Origin of the sequence: Prevotella sp. (assembly GCF_036570325.1) — a bacterium.
GTDB lineage: Bacteria > Bacteroidota > Bacteroidia > Bacteroidales > Bacteroidaceae > Prevotella.
This window is the reverse complement of sequence record NZ_DATCYK010000117.1, coordinates 1-2182: the sequence shown is the minus strand read 5'-3', so window position 1 is coordinate 2182 and position 2182 is coordinate 1. Positions and strand designations below refer to the sequence as shown.

The 2182-nt window shown below is 51.7% G+C and carries 2 protein-coding genes; both read right to left on the bottom strand.

Annotation, left to right across the window (positions count from 1 at the left end; genetic code table 11):
• Nucleotides 1-480: an RNase H family protein gene (locus VIR50_RS10620; RefSeq protein ID WP_331935097.1), complete on the bottom strand. Its 480-nt coding sequence runs from the start codon at nucleotides 478-480 to the stop codon at nucleotides 1-3.
• Nucleotides 481-556: 76 nt separating this feature from the next.
• Nucleotides 557-2182, bottom strand: a 1626-nt coding sequence (gene argS, locus VIR50_RS10615) for an arginine--tRNA ligase (protein WP_331935096.1), incomplete at its 5' end; no start/stop codon positions are given.

Genomic DNA, 2182 nt, shown 5'->3' with positions numbered 1-2182 from the left:
CTACTTCTTACGGCCGAAGTCGGCAGGTACTTCGCCCCATAGTTTGGTCTCCCATTTTATGACGGGTACCGTAGGGGTATGCGTGCGCAGCCATGCCTCGGCACGGGCGATAATCTGATAGAGGGGCTCGGTGGCGGCAGTACGCTCCAACTTGGTCTTGCACTGCTTTTTCTTGACCCACAAAATGGCGTTATAACTGTCGGAATAAATGACTTTATCACGAATACCCTGCTTCTCCATCAAGGCCAACGCATGGACGATGGCCAAGAACTCACCGATATTGTTGGTACCCTGCATAGGCCCGAAATGAAACACCCGGGCACCTGTTTGCAAGTCGACAGCCTGATACTCCATGGGGCCGGGATTGCCCGAGCAGGCTGCATCTACCGCCCATGCGTTGGCTTTCACCTCCAAAGGCAGGGGCAGCACCGTATCGTTACGCCAATCGGGCGGATTCGTAAGGGCGTTATTGTTTGCCATAAATACGCTAAGAATTGCTTTGAAAAGAACAAAATAAGCCCTCCCAAAGCCGGGGAGGGCTTAATAAAAAATAGAATTACATACGCTCGGGCACCTCGATACCGAGCAGGGCCATGGCGTTCTTGATGGTCTTGGCCACGTTGCGGGCCAATACCAAGCGCACGATACGCTCCTCATCGCTATCGGCATTGAGAATACTATAATCGTGGTAGAACTGGTTAAACTGCTTCGTCAGCTCGTAGCAGTAGTTGGCTATGCCGCTGGGACTGTAGTCCTTACCGGCCTGCTCCACGGCAGCGCCAAACTCGCTGAGCTTCTGTATAAGCTCGGTTTCCTTGGCATTGAGCCGTACATAGCCTGCCAGCACGGCCGGAAGCACGATATGATCGGCCTCGGCCTTACGCATTATGCTGCGAATACGGGCGTAAGTATATTGAATGAAGGGGCCTGTGTTGCCATTGAAGTCAATACTTTCCTCGGGATTAAAGAGCATATTCTTGCGTGCATCGACCTTCAGGATAAAGTATTTCAACGCACCCAAGCCCACGATGCGGGCAATTTCCTGCTTCTCTTCCTCGCTCATATCATGGAATTTGCCCAGTTCGTCGCTCGTACGGCGGGCGTCTTCTATCATGGCAGCGATGAGTTCGTCGGCGTCGACCACCGTTCCCTCGCGGCTCTTCATCTTACCATTGGGCAGCTCTACCATGCCATAAGAGAAGTGAACGAGCTCTTTGCCCCACTTGAAGCCCAAGCGATCGAGCAAAATGGAGAGCACTTGGAAATGATAATTCTGCTCATTGCCCACCACATAGATCATCTTATCGATGGGAAAATCGTTAAATCGCATCTCCGCCGTGCCTATATCTTGCGTCATATAGACCGAAGTGCCGTCAGAACGAAGCAACAGTTTCTGGTCCAAACCGTCATTTGAGAGGTCGGCCCATACGCTGTTGTCATCCTTTCGGAAGAAAAGTCCCTTGTCAAGACCCTCTTCTACCTTCTTTTTTCCCTCGAGGTATGTATTTGATTCGTAATAAATCTTGTCGAAACCTACGCCCAACGCCTTGTAAGTTTCATCGAAACCGGCATATACCCAGTCGTTCATCTTGGTCCACAAGGCCCGTACTTCGGGATCGTTATTCTCCCATTTCACCAACATTTCGTGGGCTTCCTTCATGAGCGGAGCCTCGTTCTTGGCTTTCTCGGTGGCTGCCTCGTCGGCCATTCCCTCGCTTACGAAGCGGGCACGAAGCTCCTCACACTCGGCCCGATAGTGCTTATCGAAGGCTACGTAGAAGTCGCCGATGAGGTGGTCGCCTTTCTTTCCGGCCTTCTCGGGCGTGATACCGTCGCCCCACTTCTGCCAAGCCAACATGCTCTTACAAATGTGTATGCCTCGGTCATTGACGATATTGGTCTTTACAACCTTATTACCATTGGCCTCCATAATCTGTGCCAACGACCAGCCGAGCAGGTTATTGCGCACGTGTCCCAAGTGAAGTGGCTTATTGGTGTTAGGCGAACTGTATTCAATCATTACCAACGGAGCGTCGGCCGCGGCCTTTTTCTCTCCATAAAAATCATCGGCATTGATGTCGTTGAGCAGTTCCACCCATGCGGCGTCGGCTATCGAGAGGTTAAGAAATCCCTTAACCACGTTAAATCGGGCCACGGCCTTGCAGTTGTTCTCGAGATAGCG